Source organism: Pseudomonas sp. B10(2017) (assembly GCF_002113295.1).
GTDB classification, from domain to species: Bacteria; Pseudomonadota; Gammaproteobacteria; order Pseudomonadales; family Pseudomonadaceae; genus Aquipseudomonas; species Aquipseudomonas pudica.
The window spans coordinates 129,280-150,446 of sequence record NZ_NEJU01000015.1 but is presented as its reverse complement, the minus strand read 5'-3'; the positions used below and the strand labels follow the sequence as shown (position 1 = coordinate 150,446).

At 63.6% G+C, this 21,167-nt stretch carries 20 protein-coding genes; 12 read left to right on the top strand and 8 right to left on the bottom strand.

Annotated elements, in window-relative coordinates; translation table 11 throughout:
* Positions 1-18 precede the first annotated feature (18 nt).
* The 5 genes from CAF92_RS18605 to CAF92_RS18585 all read right to left on the bottom strand — a co-directional run bounded on the left by CAF92_RS18605 (position 19) and on the right by CAF92_RS18585 (position 5,473).
* Positions 19-1,050: an AbrB family transcriptional regulator gene (locus CAF92_RS18605; protein WP_085601590.1), complete on the bottom strand. Its 1,032-nt coding sequence runs from the start codon at positions 1,048-1,050 to the stop codon at positions 19-21.
* Positions 1,043-2,557, bottom strand: coding sequence for a tripartite tricarboxylate transporter permease (locus CAF92_RS18600; RefSeq protein ID WP_085601589.1), 1,515 nt, complete (start codon positions 2,555-2,557; stop codon positions 1,043-1,045). The genes CAF92_RS18605 and CAF92_RS18600 overlap by 8 nt, the downstream gene beginning before the upstream one ends.
* A 3-nt stretch (positions 2,558-2,560) precedes the next feature.
* The gene (locus CAF92_RS18595; RefSeq protein ID WP_046614795.1) at positions 2,561-3,019 is read right to left on the bottom strand and encodes a tripartite tricarboxylate transporter TctB family protein; all 459 of its coding nucleotides are present in this window, start codon (positions 3,017-3,019) and stop codon (positions 2,561-2,563) included.
* Between the two features lie 137 nt (positions 3,020-3,156).
* Entirely contained in the window at positions 3,157-4,137 is a 981-nt protein-coding gene (locus tag CAF92_RS18590) for a tripartite tricarboxylate transporter substrate binding protein (RefSeq protein ID WP_085601588.1), read from the bottom strand.
* A 46-nt stretch (positions 4,138-4,183) separates the two neighbouring features.
* Entirely contained in the window at positions 4,184-5,473 is a 1,290-nt protein-coding gene (locus tag CAF92_RS18585; RefSeq protein WP_085601587.1) for an OprD family porin, read from the bottom strand.
* A gap of 199 nt (positions 5,474-5,672) precedes the next feature.
* Between CAF92_RS18585 and CAF92_RS18580 the strand changes: the two genes are divergently transcribed.
* Both CAF92_RS18580 and CAF92_RS18575 read left to right on the top strand, forming a co-directional pair.
* Complete coding sequence (locus CAF92_RS18580; protein WP_046614793.1) at positions 5,673-6,344, top strand: response regulator; 672 nt, start codon at positions 5,673-5,675, stop codon at positions 6,342-6,344.
* Positions 6,337-7,716 (top strand): sensor histidine kinase, encoded by a 1,380-nt coding sequence (locus CAF92_RS18575; protein ID WP_025340432.1) that lies wholly within the window; start codon positions 6,337-6,339, stop codon positions 7,714-7,716. The genes CAF92_RS18580 and CAF92_RS18575 overlap by 8 nt, the downstream gene beginning before the upstream one ends.
* Positions 7,717-7,843: 127 nt before the next feature.
* Here the strand turns inward: CAF92_RS18575 and CAF92_RS18570 are convergent, their stop codons facing one another.
* Both CAF92_RS18570 and CAF92_RS18565 read right to left on the bottom strand, forming a co-directional pair.
* Complete coding sequence (locus CAF92_RS18570) at positions 7,844-8,650, bottom strand: HDOD domain-containing protein (RefSeq protein ID WP_015271603.1); 807 nt, start codon at positions 8,648-8,650, stop codon at positions 7,844-7,846.
* Positions 8,651-8,705: 55 nt separating this feature from the next.
* Positions 8,706-9,647 carry a folate-binding protein YgfZ gene (locus tag CAF92_RS18565; protein WP_085601586.1) on the bottom strand — a complete coding sequence of 314 codons (942 nt, stop codon included), beginning with the start codon at positions 9,645-9,647 and terminating at the stop codon, positions 8,706-8,708.
* A gap of 133 nt (positions 9,648-9,780) precedes the next feature.
* Here CAF92_RS18565 and CAF92_RS18560 point away from each other — a divergent pair, with 133 nt between their 5' ends.
* Together CAF92_RS18560 and CAF92_RS18555 are read left to right on the top strand one after the other, a co-directional pair.
* Positions 9,781-10,035 carry a succinate dehydrogenase assembly factor 2 gene (locus tag CAF92_RS18560; protein ID WP_003252043.1) on the top strand — a complete coding sequence of 85 codons (255 nt, stop codon included), beginning with the start codon at positions 9,781-9,783 and terminating at the stop codon, positions 10,033-10,035.
* Complete coding sequence (locus tag CAF92_RS18555) at positions 10,019-10,477, top strand: protein YgfX (RefSeq protein WP_085601585.1); 459 nt, start codon at positions 10,019-10,021, stop codon at positions 10,475-10,477. The genes CAF92_RS18560 and CAF92_RS18555 overlap by 17 nt, the downstream gene beginning before the upstream one ends.
* Before the next feature lie 118 nt (positions 10,478-10,595).
* On the opposite strand, the gene nadB is transcribed toward CAF92_RS18555, so the two are convergent.
* Positions 10,596-12,200 carry an L-aspartate oxidase gene (gene nadB / locus CAF92_RS18550; RefSeq protein WP_085601584.1) on the bottom strand — a complete coding sequence of 535 codons (1,605 nt, stop codon included), beginning with the start codon at positions 12,198-12,200 and terminating at the stop codon, positions 10,596-10,598.
* 433 nt (positions 12,201-12,633) lie between these two features.
* On the opposite strand from nadB, the gene rpoE reads away from it, so the two are divergent.
* From rpoE to era, 8 genes are all read left to right on the top strand, one after another.
* Positions 12,634-13,215, top strand: coding sequence for an RNA polymerase sigma factor RpoE (gene rpoE, locus CAF92_RS18545; protein WP_003252049.1), 582 nt, complete (start codon positions 12,634-12,636; stop codon positions 13,213-13,215).
* Positions 13,216-13,246: 31 nt separating this feature from the next.
* Positions 13,247-13,837, top strand: a complete 591-nt coding sequence (locus CAF92_RS18540) for a sigma-E factor negative regulatory protein (RefSeq protein WP_013973999.1) — start codon at positions 13,247-13,249, stop codon at positions 13,835-13,837.
* A gap of 12 nt (positions 13,838-13,849) precedes the next feature.
* Positions 13,850-14,812: a MucB/RseB C-terminal domain-containing protein gene (locus tag CAF92_RS18535; RefSeq protein ID WP_046614789.1), complete on the top strand. Its 963-nt coding sequence runs from the start codon at positions 13,850-13,852 to the stop codon at positions 14,810-14,812.
* Between the two features lie 222 nt (positions 14,813-15,034).
* Positions 15,035-16,435, top strand: coding sequence for a DegQ family serine endoprotease (locus tag CAF92_RS18530; RefSeq protein WP_371916247.1), 1,401 nt, complete (start codon positions 15,035-15,037; stop codon positions 16,433-16,435).
* Between the two features lie 181 nt (positions 16,436-16,616).
* Positions 16,617-18,416, top strand: coding sequence for a translation elongation factor 4 (gene lepA / locus CAF92_RS18525; RefSeq protein WP_025340425.1), 1,800 nt, complete (start codon positions 16,617-16,619; stop codon positions 18,414-18,416).
* Positions 18,417-18,421: 5 nt separating this feature from the next.
* Positions 18,422-19,276 carry a signal peptidase I gene (gene lepB / locus CAF92_RS18520; protein WP_046614787.1) on the top strand — a complete coding sequence of 285 codons (855 nt, stop codon included), beginning with the start codon at positions 18,422-18,424 and terminating at the stop codon, positions 19,274-19,276.
* 161 nt (positions 19,277-19,437) lie between these two features.
* Positions 19,438-20,127: a ribonuclease III gene (gene rnc / locus CAF92_RS18515; RefSeq protein WP_003258487.1), complete on the top strand. Its 690-nt coding sequence runs from the start codon at positions 19,438-19,440 to the stop codon at positions 20,125-20,127.
* On the top strand, positions 20,120-21,022 hold the full coding sequence (gene era, locus CAF92_RS18510; protein ID WP_015271595.1) for a GTPase Era: 903 nt from the start codon (positions 20,120-20,122) through the stop codon (positions 21,020-21,022). Before rnc ends, era begins: the two co-directional genes overlap by 8 nt.
* Positions 21,023-21,167: the final 145 nt, after the last annotated feature.

Genomic DNA, 21,167 nt, shown 5'->3' with positions numbered 1-21,167 from the left:
GCGAAGCAGGCGACGCGATTATTCCGAGTTGGTGTTCCACACCCGGAACAACGGCTCTGCCAGAAACAGCACGAACAACAAGCGCATCACCTGCAGCGCCGTCACCAGCGGCACCGACAACTGCAGTGTCTCTGCCGTCAGGCTCATCTCGGCAATTCCGCCCGGCATCATCCCCAACGTCAGTGAACGCAGGTCCAGCGCGCTCATCACGCTCAATACCCAAGCGGCGCTGCCGGCAATCGCCATGCACAATGCCGTGGCCACCAGGGTAAGTCCCAGAAAAGACGGTGCACGGCGAAAGAACTCGCGGTTGAAGTGGCAGGCCAGGCCACTGCCGATCAACCACTGGCCGATCTGGCTGGCGCCATTGGGCAGGGTTATCTGCAGGTTGCCCGCCAGGCTCACGGTGGCTGCCACCAGCAATGGCCCGAACAGCCATGGGTTGGGCTGGCGCAAGCGCTGCCAGAGCAGGGCGACGGCAACGCCCAGCGGCGCAATCAGCGCCAGCCAGCCCCAGCTCACAGTGCCAGTGTGATTCAGCGGCACCCCGTCACCGAGCAGGAACTTGAACAGCGCCGGCACGCACAGTACCACCGCCAGTACGCGCAGGCTCTGCGCCGCCGCCACCTGGCTGAGCGCCGCGCCATTGCGCGCGCCAAGGTTGACCATCTCCCCCGAACCGCCCGGCATGCTGGCGAAGAACGCCGTGGCACGGTCTTCACCGCTGCGTCGCAACAGCCATACGCTGATCACGCTGGACAGGGTGGTGAACAGGGCGCCGAAGAAGATCAGTGCGAAATGGCTGGCCACCTGCTCGATCACCGCCGGGGTGAAGTGCAGGCCGATACCGATGCCGATGATCCACTGCCCGCATTTACGGCCATTGGGGATTTCCGGCAACTGCCAGGGTGTCAGGCAGCGTACCAGGATGATCGCCAGCAGCGAGCCGACCATCCACGGCAAAGGCCAGCCGACCTTGCTGGCGGCAAAACCGCCAGCAAGGCCGACCAGCCCGGTCGCGACAAATAACGGCAACGAGCGATCAGGCATCGGCCATCGCCCGGCGCTGCTGGCTGCGTTTGCGCCAGATGCGCAGCAGCGGCAGGGTCAGCATGCAAATGGTCAGTACCCATACCGACATGCTGATCGGGCTCGACCAGAGGATGCCCAGTTCGCCGTTGGAGATCGACAGCGCCCTGCGCAGGTTCTGTTCCATCAGCCCACCGAGGATGAAGCCGAGCAGGATCGGCGACAGCGGGAAGTCCAGCTTGCGCAGGATATAGCCCATGATGCCGATGCCGACCATCAGGAACAGGTCGAAGGTGGTGGCATGCACGGCGTACACCCCGATCCCCGTGATGATGGCGATCACCGGCACCAGCGCCCAGTTCGGCACGGCGAGGATGCGGGTGAAGATGCGGATCATCGGGATGTTCAGGATTACCAGCATGATGTTGGCGATGAACAGCGAGGCGATCAGGCCCCAGACAATGTCTGGCTGCTGTTCGAACAGCATTGGACCCGGGGTGATGTTGTACAAGGTCAGTGCGCCGATCATCACCGCAGTGGTGCCCGAGCCGGGTACACCCAGGGTCAGCATCGGTACCAGGGCGCCACAGCAGGAGGCGCCGATAGCGGTTTCCGGGGCGGCCAGGCCACGGGCGTCGCCCTTGCCGAACTTGCCCTTGTCACCTGCCAGGCGTTTTTCGGTCATGTAGGCCACGGCGCTGGCCAGTGTTGCACCGGCGCCAGGCAGCACACCCATGATGAAGCCCAGCAGGCCGCAGCGGATGTTGACCACGAATACCGAGGCCGCTTCCTTGAAGTTGAACAGCATGCGCCCGGTGGCCTTGACTGCCTGGTGGCCATGGTGGGTCTTTTCCAGCAGCAGGAGGATTTCGCTGATGGAGAACAGGCCCAGCACCAGCACCACGAACTGGATGCCGTCGGCCAGGTGCACGCTGTCGCCGGTGAAGCGGTACACGCCACTGTTGGCATCGATGCCGACCGCCGACAGGAACAGGCCGATCAGTGCGGCAATGAAGGTTTTCAACGGCTTGTCGCCGGCCATGCCGCCGAGGGCGACGATGGCGAACACCATCAGCACGAAGTACTCCGCCGGGCCGAAGGCGATTGCCCATTTCGCCAGCAGCGGGGCGAACAGCACCATGCCGCAGGTGGCGATCAGCGCACCGATGAACGAACTCCAGGCCGACAGCGACAGCGCTACGCCAGCCAGCCCATTGCGGGCCATCGGGTAGCCATCGAGGGTGGTCATCACGGTCGAGGCTTCGCCGGGGATGTTCAGCAGGATCGAACTGATGCGCCCACCGTACTCGCAGCCCAGGTATACCGCCGCCAGCAGGATCAGCGCCGACTCCGGCGGCAGGCCGAGGGCGAAGGCGATGGGAATCAGCAATGCCACGCCGTTGATCGGGCCCAGGCCCGGCAGCAGGCCGACCACGGTACCGATCAGCGTACCGGTGAGGGCGGTGACCAGGTTGTAGGGGGACAGGGCGACGCCGAAGCCCTGGCCCAGGTAGCTCAAGGTATCCATGTGTCAGTTCTCCAGTACGCTCAGCAGGCCAAGGGGCAGAGGCACGTCCATCACTCGGTCGAACAGCCAGTAGAGGAACAGGCTCATGCCCACTACCACGATGGCACTGTGCAGCCAGCGGCCACCATACAGGCGGGCCATGGGCACGCCGACCAGGATGGCGCTGAGGATGAAGCCCAGGGCTTCGAAGGTGCTGGCGAAAACGATCAGCAGGCCGACGCAGGCGGTGATCTTGATCAGGGTTTCGCGGTCCAGTTCCGGCTCGTCGTCCTTGCGCACGATGGGTGTGGGGCGGAACACCAGGTACAGCAGGCCCAGGCCCAGCAGGCCGAGCATCAGCAGCGGGTAGGCGCGCGGGCCCACCGGTTCATAGGAAAACGCCGCCTGGTAAGGCCAGGCCATCACGGCCAGGGCGGCGCACACCGCCAGCAGGGCCAGGGCGAAGATGCGTTGCAGGATCATCAGAGAGTCCTCATTGAGCACGGACCTTGTGGGAGCGGGCATGCCCGCGAACACCGGCAACGCCGGTGCCAGGCACCGCGGTGTCTTCTTCGCGGGCGCGCCCGCTCCCACAGGGTCGGTGAAAGGGCGGTGGCGGCTTACTGGATCAGGCCAAACTCCCTGGCCAGTGCCTTGTAGTCAGCCACTTGCTTCTTCACATAGCCGTCCAGCTCTGCACCGGTCATGGCGAAGGGGAACAGTTCGCGCTGGTCACGCAGCTTGGCGAAGTCTTCCGAGGCCAGCATCTTGTCGAATGACTGTTTCCACCAGGCGTAGTCCTCGTCGCTCACCTTTGGCCCCAGGTAGAAACCGCGTACCACCGGCCAGACGATGTCGTAGCCCTGTTCCTTGGCGGTGGGGATGTCTTTCATCTCGGGCTCGTCCAGGCGGTTTTCCGAGAACACCGCGAGGATGCGCATGTTGCCGCTCTGAATGTGCGGCATCGAGTCGGAGATGTCGGTCGAGCCTACCTGGATATGCCCGCCCAGCAACGCAGTGGCGATTTCGCCGCCGCCTTCCAGGGCCACGTAGCGCAGGTCACGCGGGTTGATGCCGGCGGCCTTGGCGATCAGGGCGGTCTGCATCCAGTCCTGGCTCCCGACGGTACCGCCGGAGCCGATCACTACCTTGCTCGGGTCTTTCTTCAACGCCGCTACCAGGTCGTCGAGGGTCTTGTACGGCGAGTTGCTTTTCACTGCGATGGCGCCGTAGCTGGTGCCGACGGCTGCCAGCCATTTCACCGCGTTCTCGTCGAAGCGGCCGAACTTGCCCTGGGCCAGGTTCAGCAGCGAGCCGCTGGACCAGGCCACCAGGGTGCCGGCATCGGCCGGGCGCTGGGCGACCACGGCGTTGTAGGCCACCGCACCGACACCGCCGGGCATGTAGGTGACGCGCATCGGCTTGGTGAGGATCTTTTCCTGCACCAGGGCGCTTTGCACAAGCTTGCAGGTCAGGTCGAAGCCGCCGCCGGGCGAGGCGGGGGCAATGCATTCGGGGCGTTTCGGTTCGGCAGCGAGGGCGTTGCCGGCCAACAGCAGGCAGCCGGTAGCGAGGACGAGGCGGCGCAGTGAAAAGGTCATCGTCTATCTCCGTGAGCGTTGTTGTTATCAAGTTATCGCTATGGGGTTACCACAGCGCCACGCTGTAGCTAACCAGCAGCCGCACTTCGTCCGCGTCGCGGGCGAAGTTGGAGCGGAAGGTAGCGTTGCGCAGGCGCACGGCGACGTTCTTCAACGGGCCGCTTTGTACCACGTACTTCAGTTCGGTGTTGCGTTCCCACTCCTTGCCCTCGCCACCGGCCGCGCGGCTGACGTTGTCGCCGCTGATGTAGCGGGTCATGAAGGTCAGGCCGGGCAGGCCGAGTGCGGCGAAGTTGTAGTCGTAGCGCGCCTGCCAGGAGCGCTCGTCGGCGCCGGCGAAGTCGTTGATCTGGACGAAGTTGACCAGGTACGGGTCGGCACCATCGACGTACGGGAAGGCACTGTCGCCGGACAGCTGCTGCCAGGCGGCGCTGACCTTGTGCCCGCCCAGGGCGTAGCTGAGCATGCCGTTGACGGTGGTGTTGTCGATGTTGCCGGCCTTGGCGGCGCCGGCGTCGTCACTCACCACCAGGCGCAGGTCGGCGCCGAAGGTGCCCGGGCCCCATGGCTGGGTGGCGACCATGCCGATGAAGTGCTGGCGGTAGATATCGTCGAGCTGGGCAAAGTGGTAGCTGCCGGTGATGCGATCGGTGAACTGGTAGTCGAGGCCGGCCAGGTCCAGGTTGTCGGCGCTGAACGAGCCACCGAAGCGGCCGTTCTTGTTGTTCAGGGCCAGGTCTTCCCAGTTTGTGTCGTTGCGGTCCTTGGCCTTTTCCAGTCGGCCGCCGGTGAAGGTCAGGCCCTTGACCTCCTTCGAGGTGAGCAGGCCACCTTCGAAGGTTTGCGGCAGGATGCGCCCATCGTTGGGTTGCAGGGTCGGCAGTTCGGGGATCAGCGTGCCGATCTTCAGTTCGGTCTGCGACACCTTCACCTTGCCGGTCAGGCCGAGCTTGGAGTACTCGTCGGCGGCCTTGCCGTCATCGTGGGTCGGCAGCAGGCCGGTGTCGGTGCGGTCAGGGCTGGAGTCGAGCTTGATGCCGAGCATGCCCAGCGCATCCAGGCCGAAGCCCACGGTGCCATCGGTGTAACCAGACTCGAAGTTGAGCATGAAGCCCTGGGCCCACTCGTCGCGCTTGGATTGCTGCGCACTGGTGCCGTCGCGGAAATCGCGGTTGAAGTACATGTTGCGGGTTTCGAAGGTGGCCGTGCTGTCTTCGAAGAAGGCGGCCTGGCTCATCGGGGCGACACCGGCAAGCGCAAGGGCGCTGGCGATGGCGGAGGGGCGTGCGGCAAAGGAACGGGTAGGCGCGAAGGCCTGCGGCTGCGATGACAGCATCACTGATGGCTCCGTTTATTGTTCTTATTCGTTGCACCTTGCTGGTGCTTTTTTCGGCGCGAAGGGCGACCGTGGTGCGATGCTAGGTAACCAACCTTTCGCTAACCTTTCAGCGTGAAAGGTTTGTCGACAGGGCTTCACAGGCCTGCCGACAGCGGTACACTCCGCGCCACCGTCCCACCCGAGCAGGGAGAATCCGATGCGTGTGCTGTTGGTCGAAGACCACCTGCAACTGGCCGAAAGCGTGGCCCAGGCCTTGAAAAGCCATGGCCTGACCGTGGATGTGCTGCATGACGGCGTGGCCGCCGACCTGGCCCTGGCCAGCGAGGAATACGCCGTGGCGGTGCTGGATGTCGGCTTGCCGCGCATGGATGGCTTCGAGGTGCTGGCGCGCCTGCGCAGCCGTGGCAAGACCCTGCCGGTACTGATGCTGACCGCGCGCAGCGACGTCAAGGACCGGGTCCACGGCCTGAACCTGGGCGCCGACGACTACCTGGCCAAGCCGTTCGAGCTGACCGAACTGGAAGCACGGGTCAAGGCCCTGCTGCGGCGCAGCGTGCTCGGTGGCGAGCGTCAGCAACGCTGTGGGCCGCTGGTGTACGACCTGGACATCCGGCGCTTCACCCTGGGTGGCGAAAACCTGACCCTGACCTCGCGCGAACAGAGCGTACTGGAAGCGCTGATCGCCCGCCCGGGCCGGGTGATGAGCAAGGAGCAACTGGCCGCCCAGGTGTTCGGCCTGGACGAAGAAGCCAGCCCCGACGCCATCGAAATCTACATCCACCGCCTGCGCAAGAAGCTCGACGGCCACCCGGTGGCCATCGTCACCTTCCGTGGCCTGGGCTACCTGCTTGAGCACCGCGATGCGTGACAACGGCAGCCTGCGCGGGCGCTTGCTCGGCAACCTGGCCTTGCTGCTGGTGGTGTTGATGCTGGCCAGTGGCCTGAGCGCTTATTGGAACGGCCGCGAGGCCGCCGATACCGCCTACGACCGAACCCTGCTTGCCTCCGCAAGGACCATTGCCGCAGGCCTGTCCCAGCGTGACGGTTCGTTGAGCGCGGATGTGCCCTACGTGGCCCTGGACACCTTCGCCTACGACAGTGCCGGGCGCATCTACTACCAGGTGCTGGACATCCAGCAGCGGCTGATTTCCGGCTACGAGAACCTGCCAGCGCCGCCGCCGGGCACGCCGCGTACCGACGATTACCCGGCGCTGGCGCGGTTCTACAACGCCACCTACCTGGGCCAGGACGTGCGCGTGGTCAGCCTGCTGAAGCCAGTGAGCGAGCCGAACATGAACGGCATGGCGGAAATCCGCGTGGCCGAGACCGAGGAAGCGCGGGTGCGCATGGCCCGAGGCTTGATGGCCGATACCCTGCTGCGCCTGGGGATGCTGGCGCTGGGCGCGCTGGTGATGGTGTGGTTTGCCGTGAGTGCCGCGTTGCGGCCGCTGGAGCGCCTGCGCACGGCGGTGGAAGAGCGCCAACCGGACGACCTGCGGGCCTTGCCGGTGGTCCAGGTGCAGCGTGAGCTGGGCCCGCTGGTGCGGGCTCTGAACCATTTCACCGAGCGTTTGCGCGGCCAGTTCGAGCGCCAGGCGCAGTTCATCGCCGACGCCGCCCACGAGTTGCGCACGCCACTGGCAGCGCTGAAGGCGCGGGTCGAGCTGGGCCTGCGTTCGGCCGAGCCGCAGGAGTGGCGGCAGACGCTGGAGTCGGCGGCCCAGGGCACCGATCGGCTGACCCACCTGGCCAACCAGCTGCTGTCGCTGGCGCGGGTCGAGAACGGTGCGCGGGCGATTGCCGAAGGCGGTGCGCAGCGCCTGGATCTGAGCCAGTTGGCTCGTGAACTGGGCATGGCCATGGCACCGCTGGCGCACAAGCGCGGGGTGGCGCTGGCCCTGGAGGCCGAGGCGCCGGTGTGGCTGAAGGGCGAGCCGACGCTGCTCAACGAGCTGTTGAGCAACCTGGTGGACAATGCCTTGGCGCATACGCCGGCTGGCGGCAACGTGATCTTGCGAGTGTTGGCGCCGGCGGTGCTTGAGGTGGAGGACGACGGGCCGGGGATTCCCGAGGCCGAGCGTGAGCGGGTGTTCGAGCGCTTCTACCGGCGAAGTGCGCAGGGCAGTGGGCTTGGCTTGGCGATTGTCGGCGAGATCTGCCGGGCGCACCTGGCACAGGTGAGTCTGCATGACGGTGCGAAGGGCGGGTTGCGGGTGAGGGTGAGTTTTATCGCGGATTGATGTGTTGCCTGTACCGGCCCTTTCGCGGGTGAACCCGCTCCCACAGGGACCGCGCCGCTGCAGAAGGCTACGCTATACCTGTGGGAGCGGGTTTACCCGCGAAGAGGCCGGCACAGGCTGACACCGGTCAGCGCAACATGCTCCGCGCCTCGATCAGTTCACCCACTTCAAGCTCGGTACCGTACGGCAGGCCCAGATGGCGGTATGCCGGCAAAGCCGCCAGCGGCCGGTGGCGCCCGCGCTGGCTGATGCAGCGGGCGATCTGCACGATGTCGATGTAGTCGATCTTGTCTGTCTGCCGGTCCAGGTCCTGCACCTGGCTCGGCAGGTTGACCAGTTGCTCCGGAAACTCCCAGGCCTTGAGGATCTTGTCACCCAGCACCGGCTGGATCTGCTCGATCACATAGTGCAGGCACACCGGGTCGGACAACAGTTCGTTGTGCTCTTCGGCATAGATCAGCACCGGTAGTGCACCAATCTGGTTGACCAGCCCACCGAGGGTAGCCTGGTCGGGCTTGAGCTGCGTAAAGCGCCGGCAGATTTCGTAGCTGATGCCCGCCACATCCAGGCTGTTGGCCCAGATATCCCGTAATTTCTGTTCCACCGCCGGTGCACGAGCGTGGAAAATCTGCTCGATTACCAGGCCAATGGCCAAGTTGCAGCTGTAGTTGATGCCCAGCCGCGTGATGGCGGTGTGCAAATCGGTGACCTCGACCGCCGCGCGCAGCAGCGGGCTGTTGACGACCTTGATCAGGCGCGCTGAAAGGGCCGCATCGCGACCGATCACCTTGCTCAGGGCCGCCACGCTGATCTCACTGTCTTCCGCCGCCTCGCGGATGCTCAAGGCAACCTCGGGCAGGGTCGGCAGGACCAGGTCATCCTTTTCGATGGCATCGAGCAACTGTGCTTGAACCATCTCGGCCAGCTTGTTCATGGGCGTGTCTACCGCAGTGGTGGTGCGGCCCCGCCATGTGGGCGGGGCAGGCTGGTCAGCGCTGGATTTCCCGGTCGCGGTCCAGTTCGTAGGGCAGGGTCAGCACCTGCAGGCGCGGGCCTTCGAGGCTGCCCAGGTGCAGGTTGCCGTCTTCCACCGCTTCGGCGCTGAGCACGGCCAGCAGTTCGCAGCCTGTGCCGTTGCTGGCAGCAATGACCACTTCACCGACCGACGAAGCATGGGTGGGCGAGAAAATCTCGGCACCCGGGGCCGGAATGGCCTGCTGGTCCAGTGCCAGGCGGTACTGGCGGCGCTTGAGCTTGCCCAGGTACTGCATGCGGGCAACGATTTCCTGACCGGTGTAGCAGCCCTTCTTGAAGCTGACGCCGTCGACGGCCTGCAGGTTGATCATCTGCGGGATGAACAGCTCGCGGGTCGGCCCCATGACCTGGCCGATCCCGGCGCGAATCTGCCCCAGCAGCCAGTCGTCGAGGCTGCCTTCTGGCAGCGCGGCGGCCAGCGCCAGGCGAACGCTGTCGGCGTTGTCCGCAGGTACCCACAGTTCGACGCGGCCGGTGGACACGGCGATGGCAATCAACCCGTCGTGACGCACGGTGCTGCCGGCTGCCGCGGGCACATCAAGGCCCAGGGCCTGCAGCGCCGAGTCGCCGCCTTGCAGGCCGAAGCGTGCCCAGGCAGCGCTTTCATCGGTCAGCGTCGCCTTGGAGAACACGGCGTACTTCTTGAGGTCAGCCAGCTGGGCGTCGAGCAGCTCGCTGGCCATGGCCAGCAGGTAGCCGTTGCCTTCGGGCAGGATGCGGAAACTCGATTGCATGCGCCCCTTGACCATGCAGCGGGCGCCGAGGCTGGCGTGCTCCAGGCTGAGGTAGTTGATATTGCAGGTCAGCTGGCCTTGCAGGAACTTGCCTGCATCGGAGCCGCGGACAGCGAGGATGCCCTCGTGGGACAGGGGGCAGAAGAAAGCGGAATCGGCCATGGGTCATCGCGGTGGCTAAAGACTGGCGGCCATCATAGAACGCTGGTAACAAAATAGGTAGGTGACTAGACCAACGCCCGGTGTCGCTTCGCTCGCCTGGCTGTATACTGGCGGGCCATTCGAGGAGGGCCCCATGGTCGAACAAACTGAACTCAACCGGCTTTTCTGGCACAGCCGCCGCGGCATGCTGGAACTGGACGTACTGCTGGTGCCTTTCACCCAGGAAGTCTACCCCACGCTCAACGAGACCGACCGCGAACTCTACGTGCGTCTGTTGAGCTGCGAGGATCAGGACATGTTCGGCTGGTTCATGGAGCGCACCGAGTCCGAAGACCCGGAGCTGCAGCGCATGGTCCGCATCATCCTGGACCGTGTCCAGCCCAAGTGAATGCTTCGAGTGCCGCTGGCAAGGCTCGCGCCTGCTGCTGGCGGTCTACCTGGTGTGCCAGGTACTGGCGTGGTTCGCCGCATGGGCGAGCCCGCTCCCCTGGTGGTCAGCCTTTGCTGTTGTTGCCGCCTGTATTGCCCACGCTGGCTGGGCCATTCCCCGACGTATTCTGCTGACGCATGAGCATGCCGTTGTCGGCCTGCGCCGTGATGTGCGTGGTTGGCAGGTGTTCAGCCGTGCCCGTGGCTGGCAGCCGGTGCGCTTGTGCCGGGATAGCTTGGCGTTGCCTGGGCTGGTGGTGTTGCGCTTTGTGCGGGCGGGGCGCTGGTTGGGGGAGAGCCAATGCGTGCCACTGGATGCGCTGGGGGCTGATGAGCACCGGCGCTTGCGGGTGCGGTTGAAGTTCAGCCGGCGCAGGTGGGCAGGGGTGAGCCGGGCATAAAACCATACCGAGTTGGCTTCTTCGCGGGCCTGCCCGCTCCCACAGGTACTGCGCAAGCCTGCAAGGCAGTGGGATTCCTGTGGGAGCGGGCGCGCCCGCGAAGGCCGCGACACCGATTTCAGATCGGGCTGAGAATGGTGTCCTTGGCCTCGTCCAGCATCCCCGGGTAATCCAGGGTGTAATGCAGCCCGCGGCTTTCCTTGCGCTGCATGGCCGACAGGATCATCAGCTCGGCCACCTGCGCCAGGTTGCGCAATTCGATCAGGTCGCGGCTGACCTTGTAGTTGCTGTAGAACTCGTCGATTTCATCCAGCAGCAGGCGAATGCGGTGCTGCGCTCGCTGCAGGCGCTTGCTGGTGCGCACGATGCCGACGTAGTCCCACATGAAGCGCCGCAGTTCGTCCCAGTTGTGCGCAATGATCACGTCCTCGTCCGAGTCGGTGACCTGGCTGGCGTCCCAGCCGGGCAGGGTCTTGGGCATGACCACTTCATCCAGGTGCGCCTGGATGTCGGCCGCGGCGGCACGGCCATAGACGAAGCATTCCAGCAGCGAGTTGCTGGCCATGCGGTTGGCGCCATGCAGGCCGGTGAAACTGGTTTCGCCTATGGCGTACAGGCCCGGTACGTCGGTGTGGCCGCGGTCGTCGACCATCACCCCGCCGCAGGTGTAGTGCGCGGCCGGTACCACCGGGATCGGCTGACGGGTGATGTCGATACCGAAGGCCAGGCAGCGCTCGTACACGGTCGGGAAGTGGCTCTTGATGAAGTCGACCGGCTTGTGGGTGATGTCCAGGTACACGCAGTCCACGCCCAGGCGCTTCATCTCGTGGTCGATGGCGCGGGCCACGATGTCGCGCGGGGCCAGTTCTTCGCGGGGGTCGAAGCGTGGCATGAAACGCTCGCCATTGGGCAGGCGCAGCAGGGCACCTTCGCCGCGCAGGGCTTCGGTGATCAGGAAACTCTTGGCCTGCGGGTGGTACAGGCAAGTCGGGTGAAACTGGTTGAACTCCAGGTTCGCCACCCGGCAGCCGGCCCGCCAGGCCATGGCGATGCCGTCGCCGCAGGCACCATCGGGGTTGCTGGTATACAGGTAGACCTTGGCCGCACCGCCAGTGGCCAGCACGGTGAAACGCGCACCGAAGGTGTCAACCTCGCCGGTGTTGCGGTCGAGCACATAGGCACCCAGGCAGCGCTCGCCGGGCAGGCCGAGGCGACGTTCGGTAATCAGGTCGACTGCCACGCGCTGCTCCAGCAACTGGATGTTCGGGCGCAGGCGGGCCTGCTCCAGCAGCGTGGTGAAGATGGCTGCGCCGGTGGCATCGGCAGCATGGATGATACGCCGGTGACTATGGCCGCCTTCGCGGGTCAGGTGGAACTCGAAGCCACCGTCGTCGACGCTGTAGTGCTCGTCACGGGTAAAGGGAACGCCTTGCTCGATAAGCCACTCGATGGCTTCGCGGCTGTGCTCGACGGTGAAGCGCACGGCGTCTTCATGGCACAGGCCGCCGCCGGCATTGAGGGTGTCCTCGACATGCGACTGCACGGTGTCGGTATTGTCCAGTACTGCCGCGACACCGCCCTGGGCCCAGAAGGTCGAGCCGTTGGCCAGGTCGCCCTTGCTGAGCACGGCGACTCGCAGGTGGCTGGGGAGGTTCAGTGCCAGGCTGAGACCGGCGGCACCGCTGCCGATCACCAGGACATCATGTTGGAATTGTTGGCTCATGTCGGGACACTAGTATTCTTTGGAAGGGGCGCGGCACAATAGTCACGCGCCGATGGCATTGTGAAACTATCGTTGAAACCGGCCGGGTTGCCTTTATAGCAGCCCCGGGTGGCCAATTTCCATGCCACTTACCTGGTCGCTGCAACCTTTGTGGGAACTTTCCGACATGGCGGGAAATCCTATGAAGGCTGCCCACGCGCCACAACTGCCGCGGCGACGCAGGGCGGCAGGCCTGTCCGGGCTGTCCCTGCGTACTCGAAACCTGATTATCGACGTAGCCGGCCGTGTCCGTGCCGCGTCTTCCGTGCAAGCCGACCAAGGGCTGCAGGAAACTTGCTTGGAGGGGAGAACTTTTGCGCAAAGCCCGAGTCTATGGTTGCAAGCCTGAACGATGGCTGATGCAACGCTCCTTCGAGTTCACTGAGGAGTGTTCATGCTAACCCAGGAAGAGGATCAGCAGCTTGTCGAGCGCGTTCAGCGCGGTGACAGGCGAGCGTTCGATCTGTTGGTGCTGAAGTATCAGCACAAGATTCTCGGGTTGATCGTGCGGTTCGTTCACGACACCCACGAGGCCCAGGATGTAGCACAGGAAGCCTTCATCAAGGCCTACCGTGCGCTTGGCAATTTCCGCGGAGACAGTGCGTTCTATACGTGGCTGTACCGCATCGCCATCAACACGGCGAAGAACTACCTGGTGTCCCGTGGAAGACGGCCGCCAGACAGTGATGTGAGCTCCGAGGATGCGGAGTTTTACGACGGCGATCATGGTCTCAAGGATCTCGAGTCCCCAGAGCGCTCGTTGTTGCGGGATGAAATCGAAGGCACTGTCCATCGCACCATCCAGCAACTGCCCGAAGACCTGCGCACGGCACTGACCCTGCGCGAGTTCGATGGGCTGAGTTACGAAGACATTGCCAGTGTCATGCAGTGTCCGGTGGGTACCGTGCGCTCTCGAATCTTCCGCGCTCGGGAGGCAATAGACAAAGCCCTGCAACCTTTGTTGCAGGAAACCTGAGACAGCGGCGACAGCCAAGAGAGGAACCGCCATGAGTCGTGAAGCTTTGCAGGAATCGCTGTCCGCGGTGATGGATAACGAAGCGGACGAGCTTGAACTGCGTCGTGTTTTGAACGCCGTAGACGATGCTGAAACCCGTGCCACCTGGTCGCGTTACCAGGTTGCCCGCGCAGCGATGCACAAGGAGCTGCTGCTGCCCAACCTGGATATCGCCTCGGCGGTGTCTGCAGCGCTGGCTGACGAAGCCGTGCCGGCCAAGGCCAAGAAAGGGCCATGGCGCAGCATTGGCCGCCTGGCGGTAGCTGCTTCGGTCACCGTGGCAGTGCTGGCTGGTGTACGCATGTACAACCAGGACGAGATCACTGGCGCCGAGCTTGCTGCCCAGCAACCTGCCCAGCAGGGTCTGAGTGTGCCACAAGCACAAGGCCCGGCCGTTTTGGCAGGCTATAGTGAGAGCAGTGAGCAACCGACCGGGCCGATGGCCAACGGCGTACTGCAGAACCAGGCCGGCTGGGACCAGCGTCTGCCAGGTTACCTGCGCCAGCATGCCCAGGAATCTGCGCTCAAGGGCACTGAAACCGCATTGCCGTATGCCCGCGCCGCCAGCCTGGAAAACCGTTAAGTAAGGAGGATCATGCGCGCGCTACCTCTCCTGTCGCTGCTGATTGGCAGCTGCATGACGGTGCCAGCGTTGGCGGCCAATTCCTCGCCCGAGGCGAGCGAGTGGCTGAGCAAGCTGGCACAGGCCGAGCAAAAGCAGAGCTACCAAGGCTCTTTTGTCTACGAACGCAACGGCAGTTTCTCTTCCCACGAGATCTGGCACAGGGTCGACGACGGCAAAGTCAGCGAGCGGCTGTTGCAACTCGATGGCGCCGCCCAGGAGATCGTGCGCGTGGACGGCAAGGTAGAGTGCGTCAGCGGGGCCTTGGCCAGTGGTGTTGCGACGCCCCCGGACACCGCGCAGCGTGTGCTGGATCCGCTGAAACTCATGGGCTGGTATGACTTGAGCGTTGCGGGCAAGTCGCGGGTCGCCGGGCGCGATGCCGTGATAGTGACGCTCAGCCCGCGCGATCAGCACCGCTATGCCTTCGAATTGCACCTGGACCGTACTACCGGGCTGCCGCTGCGCTCGTTGATGATCAATGACAAGGGGCAGTTGCTGGAGCGCTTCCAGATGACCCGTCTCGATACTGACGCACCCAGCGACGACGACCTGCGCGCCAGCGCTGCGTGCAAGCCGGTGCCGCATGTGGTCGCTGCCGCCAATGACACGGTCGCCGGCTGGCGTTCGGACTGGCTGCCGCCTGGTTTCGAACTGGTCAACAGCTCGGTCCGCCGCGACCCCAAGAACGACAGCACGGTCAGCAGCCTGATGTACGACGATGGCCTGGCGCGCTTCTCGGTGTTTCTCGAGTCGGTAAAGGATGAGGGCGGGACCGACATGCGCACCCAGCTTGGCCCGACTTCGGCTGTTTCGCGTCGGTTGAACACGCCCAAGGGCAAGGTGATGGTCACTGTGGTCGGCGAGATTCCGCTGGGTACCGCAGAGCGTGTGGCGCTGTCGATGCGCCCCCAGGATGGCCAGGCGCGCCAGTGATGGCGCGCATTTGCGGGCCTGGCGTGTGGGTTATGCCAAGGCGTGCGGACATGCCTCTGAAATGAAATTAAAGCATTGTCATTTGCAATCCATCGGCAAATTTTCTATAGGTCAGGCTTCTTGGAGCCTGGCCTTTCCTGCTTTGTGCAGGGGCCTTTCTAAACTACCGCTCGTTGTGACGGGAGCCGTATGTCAATACCACGCTTGAAATCCTACCTATCGATGTTCGCCGCCGTGCTGATGCTCGGCCAGGTGCTCAGCGCACAGGCCGAGGAAGCCCTGCCGGACTTCACTACCCTGGTCGAGCAGGCCTCACCCGCAGTGGTCAACATCAGTACCAAGCAGAAACTGCCTGACCGCCGCATGGCTGCCGGGCAGATGCCCGACCTGGAAGGCCTGCCGCCGATGTTCCGCGAGTTCTTCGAGCGCAACATGCCGCAGCAGCCTCGCTCGCCGCGTGGCGACCGCCAACGCGAGGCCCAGTCGTTGGGTTCGGGCTTCATCATTTCCAGCGATGGCTACGTGCTGACCAACAACCACGTGGTAGCGGATGCCGACGAGATCATCGTCCGCCTGTCGGACCGCAGCGAGCTGCAGGCCAAGCTGGTCGGCACCGACCCGCGCACCGATGTGGCCCTGCTCAAGGTCGAGGGCAAGAACTTGCCGACCGTCAAACTGGGTGATTCCGAGAAGCTCAAGGTGGGCGAGTGGGTGCTGGCTATCGGTTCGCCGTTCGGCTTCGACCATTCGGTGACCAAAGGTATCGTCAGCGCCAAGGGCCGTACCTTGCCCAACGATACCTACGTACCGTTCATCCAGACGGACGTGGCCATCAACCCGGGCAACTCGGGCGGCCCGCTGTTCAACATGAACGGCGAAGTGGTGGGTATCAACTCGCAGATCTTCACCCGTTCCGGCGGTTTCATGGGCCTGTCGTTCGCCATCCCGATCGATGTGGCGATCGATGTCTCCAATCAATTGAAAAAAGACGGCAAGGTCAGCCGCGGCTGGCTGGGCGTGGTGATCCAGGAAGTCAACAAGGACCTGGCTGAATCGTTCGGCCTGGACAAGCCGGCCGGTGCCCTGGTGGCCCAGGTGCTGGAAAACGGCCCGGCAGCCAAGGGCGGCCTGCAGGTGGGTGACGTGATCCTGAGCATGAACGGCCAGCCGATCGTCATGTCGGCCGACCTGCCGCATCTGGTCGGCAGCCTCAAGGACGGCGAAAAGGCCAAGCTGGAGATCATCCGCAACGGCAAGCGCCAGAACCTCGATATCAGTGTTGGTGCACTGCCGGACGACGATGCCGACATCGGTACCGCCGCCGAAGGCAGCGCCGAGCGCAGCAGCAACCGCCTGGGCGTTTCGGTGGCCGACCTGACCGCCGAGCAGAAAAAAGCCCTGGAGCTCAAGGGCGGCGTGGTCATCAAGGAAGTCCAGGATGGCCCGGCCGCGATGATCGGCCTGCGCCCGGGTGACGTGATCAGCCACCTGAACAACCAGGCCATCGGTTCGGCGAAGGAATTCACCGAAATCGCCAAGGAACTGCCGAAGAACCGTTCGGTGTCGATGCGCGTGCTGCGTCAGGGCCGTGCCAGCTTCATTACCTTCAAGCTGGCTGAATAAGCGGTCTGGCAAGGAGAAAAGGGCAGCTTCGGCTGCCCTTTTTCATGAAAGTTCACAATTGCGGGGGTGAATGCTGTGTACAGCCCGATAGAGGAATCTCCCATATCCCGGCAGCTTAAGGTACAATTCCCGGCTATTTTTCGGCGGGCGTCCGGCTCGCAGCCTTTTCGAGTGTTGACCCGTGAGTGATTTGAGTCATATCCGCAATTTCTCCATCATCGCCCACATCGACCATGGCAAGTCGACGCTGGCCGACCGTTTCATCCAGATGTGCGGTGGCCTGTCGGCACGCGAGATGGAAGCCCAGGTGCTCGATTCCATGGACCTGGAGCGTGAGCGCGGTATCACCATCAAGGCCCACAGCGTCACGCTCAATTACAAGGCGCAGGACGGCAAGGTCTACCAGCTGAACTTCATCGATACCCCCGGCCATGTCGACTTCACCTACGAAGTTTCGCGTTCGCTGGCGGCTTGTGAAGGTGCGCTGCTGGTGGTGGATGCCGGCCAGGGCGTCGAGGCCCAGTCCGTTGCCAACTGCTACACCGCCATCGAGCAGGGCCTTGAGGTCATGCCGGTACTGAACAAGATGGACCTGCCCCAGGCCGATCCGGATCGCGTCAAGGACGAGATCGAGAAGATCATCGGCATCGACGCCACCGACGCCGTGGCCTGCAGTGCCAAGAGCGGCATGGGCGTCGACGAGGTTCTCGAGCGCCTGGTACAGACCATCCCCGCGCCGGAAGGCGATATCGAGGCGCCGCTGCAGGCGCTGATCATCGACTCCTGGTTCGACAACTACCTGGGCGTGGTCTCGCTGGTGCGCGTGCGCCACGGCCGCGTCAAGAAAGGCGACAAGATCCTGGTCAAGTCCACCGGCAAGGTGCACCTGGTCGACAGCGTGGGCGTGTTCACCCCAAAACACACCCAGACCGCCGACCTGAAGGCCGGCGAAGTGGGCTTCATCATCGCCAGCATCAAGGACATCCACGGTGCCCCGGTCGGTGACACCCTGACCCTGTCCTCGACCCCTGAGGTCGAAGTGCTGCCAGGCTTCAAGAAAATCCAGCCGCAGGTCTACGCCGGACTGTTCCCGGTCAGCTCCGACGACTTCGAGGACTTCCGCGATGCGCTGCAGAAGCTGACCCTGAACGACTCGTCGCTGCAATACATGCCGGAAAGCTCCGACGCCCTGGGCTTCGGCTTCCGTTGCGGCTTCCTCGGCATGCTGCACATGGAGATCATCCAGGAGCGCCTGGAGCGCGAATACGACCTGGATCTGATCACTACGGCGCCAAGCGTGATCTACGAGCTGGAACTGAAAACCGGCGAGACCATCACCGTCGACAACCCGTCGAAGCTGCCAGATGTCTCGGCGGTCGCCGACTTCCGCGAGCCGATCGTCACCGCCACCATCCTGGTGCCGCAGGAACACCTGGGCAACGTCATCACCCTGTGCATCGAGAAGCGTGGCGTGCAGCGCGACATGCAGTTCCTCGGCAGCCAGGTGCAGGTGCGCTACGACCTGCCGATGAACGAAGTGGTGCTGGACTTCTTCGACCGCCTCAAGTCCACCAGCCGCGGCTATGCTTCGCTGGACTATCATTTCGATCGCTACCAGTCGGCCAACCTGGTCAAGCTGGATGTACTGATCAACGGCGACAAGGTCGATGCCTTGGCATTGATCGTGCACCGCGACAACGCGGCCTACAAAGGCCGTGCGTTGACCGAGAAGATGAAGGAACTGATCCCTCGGCAGATGTTCGACGTGGCGATCCAGGCAGCTATCGGCGGCCAGATCATCGCGCGGACAACCGTCAAGGCGCTCAGAAAGAACGTACTGGCCAAGTGCTACGGTGGTGACGTCAGCCGTAAGAAGAAACTGCTGGAGAAGCAGAAGGCCGGTAAGAAACGCATGAAACAGGTGGGCAACGTGGAGATTCCACAGGAAGCCTTCCTCGCCGTGCTCAGGTTGGATAGCTAGGTCCTATGTCGCTAAATTTCCCGCTGTTGCTAGTCATCGCCGTCTTCGTCTGCGGCCTGCTGGGCTTGATCGACCTGCTGTTCCTGGCCCCGCGCCGGCGTGCGGCAATCGCCAACTACCAGGGCAGCGTCAGCCAGCCCGAGATGGCGGTGGTCGAGCGCCTGGGCAAGGAACCGTTGCTGGTCGAGTATGGCAAGTCGTTCTTCCCGGTGCTGTTCATCGTGCTGGTGCTGCGTTCGTTTCTGGTCGAGCCGTTCCAGATCCCTTCGGGGTCGATGAAGCCGACCCTGGAAGTGGGCGACTTCATCCTTGTGAACAAGTTCTCGTACGGTATTCGCCTGCCGGTGATCGACAAGAAGGTCATCGAGGTGGGTGACCCGCAACGCGGTGATGTGATGGTGTTCCGCTACCCGAGCGACCCGAACGTCAACTACATCAAGCGTGTGGTCGGCCTGCCAGGCGATGTGGTGCGCTACACCAGCGACAAGCGGTTGTTCGTCAACGGCCAGCCGATTGCAGAACAATTGGTGGGCACCGAGCCGGGCACTCTGGGCAGCGCCCAGCTGTACAAGGAAAAGCTCGGCGAAGCCGAACACCTGATCCGCAAGGAAATGAGCCGTTACCGCATGCCGCCGGACCAGCAGTGGACCGTGCCGGCGGGCCATTACTTCATGATGGGCGACAACCGCGACAACTCCAACGACAGCCGTTACTGGGATGACCCTAACATCCCGAAGGAACTGCACGGCATGGTTCCGGACCGGAACATCGTCGGCAAGGCCTTCGCGGTGTGGATGAGCTGGCCTGAGCCCAAGCTCAGCCACCTGCCCAACCTGTCGCGGGTCGGTCTGATCCATTGATACCCATCGGCGCTGGCCAGCAGGCAGCGCCGAATGCATTTCTGACATAGGCTGTGTTCTCAGGGATCGGGAGATTCGCCGCACATCGCGGCGGGCCACAGCCAAACAGTCTTTCAGGATGTTGATTTGAACAACGCGTTGAACAACGAACGGGTGGCTGCATGAGTGCTCCCCTTGCCCGTCTGGAGCGAAAGCTCGGTTATACCTTCAAGAACCAGGACCAGATGCTCCTGGCACTGACCCATCGCAGTTACGCCGGGCGCAACAATGAGCGCCTGGAGTTTCTCGGTGATGCCATTCTCAACTTCGTCGCCGGCGAAGCGCTGTTCGAGCGCTTCCCGCAGGCCCGCGAAGGCCAGCTGTCGCGCTTGCGCGCGCGCCTGGTCAAGGGTGAGACCCTGGCCCGCCTGGCCCGTGGTTTCGATCTGGGCGATCACCTGCGCCTGGGTTCGGGTGAGCTCAAGAGCGGTGGCTTCCGCCGCGAGTCGATCCTGGCCGACGCCCTGGAGGCGCTGATTGGCGCCATCTACCTGGACGCCGACATGGAAACGGCCCGGGAGCGCGTGCTGGCCTGGCTGGCCGATGAGTTCGAAGGCCTGACCCTGGTCGATACCAACAAGGACCCGAAAACCCGCCTGCAGGAGTTCCTGCAGTCGCGCAGCTGTGAGCTGCCGCGTTACGAAGTGGTAGATATCCAGGGCGAACCGCACTGCCGGACCTTCTTCGTCGAATGCGAAGTAGTGCTGCTGAACAACAAGAGCCGTGGCCAGGGCGTTAGCCGGCGTATTGCCGAGCAAGTCGCCGCCGCGTCTGCACTGATCGCCTTGGGCGTGGAGAATGGCAATGACTGATAGCAACCCGACCCGCTGCGGCTACGTGGCCATTGTCGGCCGCCCGAACGTGGGCAAGTCGACCCTGCTCAACCACATCCTCGGCCAGAAGCTGGCGATCACCTCTCGCAAGCCGCAGACCACCCGCCACAACATGCTCGGCATCAAGACCGAGGGTGACGTGCAGGCGATCTACGTTGATACCCCCGGTATGCACAAGGCCAACGACAAGGCCTTGAACCGCTACATGAACCGCAATGCTTCGGCGGCCCTGAAGGACGTCGACGTGGTGATCTTCGTGGTCGACCGCACCAAATGGACCGACGAGGACCAACTGGTGCTGGAGCGCGTGCAGTACGTGACAGGCCCGCTGATCATCGCGGTCAACAAGACCGACCGCATGGAAGAGAAGGCCGAACTGATCCCGCACCTGCAATGGCTGCAGGAACAGTTGCCGAACGCCGAAGTGATGCCTATTTCCGCGCAGCAGGGGCACAACCTGCAGGCGCTGGAAGCACAGATCGCCAAGCACCTGCCCGAGAACGAACACTTCTTTCCCGAAGACCAGATCACCGACCGCAGCAGCCGCTTCCTGGCTGCCGAACTGGTGCGCGAGAAGATCATGCGCCAGCTGGGTGCGGAATTGCCGTACCAGATCACCGTGGAAATCGAAGAATTCAAGCAGCAGGGCCATGTGCTGCACATCCATGCGCTGATCCTGGTCGAGCGCGACGGCCAGAAAAAGATCATCATTGGCGACAAGGGCGAGCGCATCAAGCGCATCGGCTCCGAGGCGCGCAAGGACATGGAGGTGCTGTTCGACTCCAAGGTCATGCTCAATCTGTGGGTCAAGGTGAAAGGCGGCTGGTCCGATGACGAGCGCGCCCTGCGTTCGCTGGGCTACGGCGACCTCTAAGCCTCGCACGGCCGGTCTCTGCAGGAGCGGCCTTGTGTCGCGACAGGGCCGCAAAGCGGCCCCGGATTTTCAGCTTCGCAGCATAAATTGCTGGGGCTGCTGCGCAGCCCTATCGCGACACAAGGCCGCTCCTACAAGGGCCAGT